3 protein-coding genes are annotated in these 2,083 nt (G+C 73.7%); 1 reads left to right on the forward strand and 2 read right to left on the reverse strand.

The features are described 5' to 3' along the window. A partial coding sequence (locus A612_RS10825; RefSeq protein WP_040436640.1) for a trehalase-like domain-containing protein occupies positions 1-678 on the reverse strand: 678 nt, incomplete at its 3' end. Then, positions 675-1,451: a trehalose-phosphatase gene (otsB, locus tag A612_RS10830; protein ID WP_019374504.1), complete on the reverse strand. Its 777-nt coding sequence runs from the start codon at positions 1,449-1,451 to the stop codon at positions 675-677. The genes A612_RS10825 and otsB, both read right to left, overlap by 4 nt. Positions 1,452-1,600: 149 nt before the next feature. Between otsB and trxC the strand changes: the two genes are divergently transcribed. Continuing rightward, entirely contained in the window at positions 1,601-2,062 is a 462-nt protein-coding gene (gene trxC / locus A612_RS10835; RefSeq protein ID WP_019374505.1) for a thioredoxin TrxC, read from the forward strand. Positions 2,063-2,083 lie beyond the last annotated feature (21 nt).

Genomic DNA, 2,083 nt, shown 5'->3' on the forward strand with positions numbered 1-2,083 from the left:
CAGCGGCAGGTGCAGGCGCATGGTCCAGTGCTTCCAGTAGCTGATGGTCTCCTGCTCCCAGTAGCGCGCCGTGTCGGCGATGCCCTCGCTGAGCGTCTCGTCGGCGCCGAGGATGAAGTTGTGCTCGCGCGCGACGATGAAGGACTCGCCCGAGAGCACGTAGGTCACCGGCGCGTCGGTGGTCAGGCGCAGCGTCTGGGCGCCGCCGACGAAGCGCACGTGGTGGCTGCCGCGCGTCAGGTGCGGCACCGTCTCGCCCCAGTCGTAGCGCACGTCCAGCCGCACGCGCACGCGCGGCGAGCCGCGCACGGGGCGGATGCGCCGCACCAGCGTCACGGGCCGGAAGAAGCGCGCGCGGGCATGAAAGCGCGGGCAGAAGTCCGTCACCTCCAGGCAGTTGCCGGCGGTGTCCGTCAGGCGCGTGCGCAGCACGGCGGTGTTCGGCTCGTACCACTGCTCGCTGGTGGCGAAGTCCTCCAGCTCGATGGCAAAGCGCCCGGCGTCCTCGCCCGGATGGATCAGGGCATTGAAGACCGGATCGCCGTCGAAGCGCGGCATGCAGCACCAGACGATGGCGGCGCGCTCGTCCACCAGCGCGCTGATGGTGCAGTTGCCGATCATGCCGAGGGCCAGGGATGGCGCCGCGGCGGCGGGGGAGGGGGATCTTTCCTGGCTCATGGGATGGTCTCCGGGTGGCCGTCGCGCGCCTCGGGCGCGGGCGCTGCGGCCTCGCGGGCGGCCTGCTGCAGCCAGGCGCGCACTGCGGCGGGGCCGTCCAGCCGGGCGCGCGCGGCGCTCTCGCCCGGGCCGACCTTCACGCCCAGGCCGCCCAGCGCCTGCACGGCGGCGAAGCCGGCCTCATCGGTCACGTCGTCGCCCACGAAGAGCGGGATGCGTCCGGCAAAGGGGGCGTGCTGCATCAGCTCGCGGATGGCGTGGCCCTTGCCCGTGCCACTCGGCTTGGCCTCGAAGACGCACTTGCCGGCCAGCAGCTCCATGCCGGGAGCGTCCGCGAGCGCCTGTTCCATCGCCTCGCGGCACAGCGCCTGCAGCTGCGGCGCATGGCGGTAGTGCAGCGCCACCCCGGCCGCCTTGTCCTCGACCAGCAGGCCGGGGTGCGCCTGTGCCAGCGCGCGCAGGCGCGCGCGCAGCGCCTCCAGTCCGGGCAGCGGCGCGGCCGGCGCGGCGGGCAGCGAAGGGGCGTGCAGCTGGGCGCCGTGCTCGCAGGCGATCGCCACCGGCAGGGCCTCGAAATGGGGCGCAACGTCGCGCAGCGCCCGGCCCGTGACGATCGCCAGCGCCCCGCCCAGGAAGCGGTGCAGCGCCTGCAGGGCCTGCAGCGCCTGCGGCTCCAGCCGAACGAGCTGCGGCTCGGGGGCGATGTCGGCCAGGGTGCCGTCGAAGTCCAGAAACAGGGCGTGACGGGTTGTGATTGTTGGTGCAGAAGACATCGGCCGCGAGCATGGCAGGCTTTGCGCGGCCTGCCTGTAGGCCGGCGTCCCATAAGCCCGTGGCCCGGTCGCCGGCGCATGCGCCGCGCCGTTGAAAAGCCTGCGCCGGCCCGCAGCTGCAGGCTTGGAACCTGCCGCTGGAGACGCCGATGACCACCGAGACTGCCGCGAACCATGCGGGCGAGCGCCTGCATGTCGTCTGCCCCCATTGCCACACGACCAACCGCCTGGCCCAGGCGCACCTGGACGCGGCGCCCGATTGCGGCAGCTGCCACCGCCCCCTGTTCGCCGGCGCGCCCCTGGCGCTGGACGCCGACAGCTTCGACCGCCACGTCGGCCGCAGCCAGATCCCGGTGGTGGTCGATTTCTGGGCGCCCTGGTGCGGCCCGTGCCGGCAGATGGCGCCGGCCTTCGCCCAGGCGGCGCGCCAGCTCGAGCCCCAGGTGCGCCTGGCCAAGCTCGACACCGAGGCCGTGCCCCAGGTGGCCGGGCGCTACGGCATCCGCAGCATCCCGACCATGATTGCCTTTCGCGGCGGGCGCGAGGTGGCGCGCATCTCCGGTGCCATGGGCGCGGGCGACATCGTGCGCTGGGTGCGCTCGGTGGTCTGAACCTGCAGTGCGGCCGGCCGC

Source organism: Melaminivora alkalimesophila (genome assembly GCF_000282995.1).
GTDB classification, from domain to species: domain Bacteria; phylum Pseudomonadota; class Gammaproteobacteria; order Burkholderiales; family Burkholderiaceae_C; genus Melaminivora; species Melaminivora alkalimesophila.

Coding starts and splice junctions, on each gene's coding strand:
- otsB (WP_019374504.1), bottom strand. CDS start 1,451: ATGTCTTCTGCACCAACAATCACAACCCGTCACGCCCTGTTTCTGGAC.
- trxC (WP_019374505.1), top strand. CDS start 1,601: ATGACCACCGAGACTGCCGCGAACCATGCGGGCGAGCGCCTGCATGTC.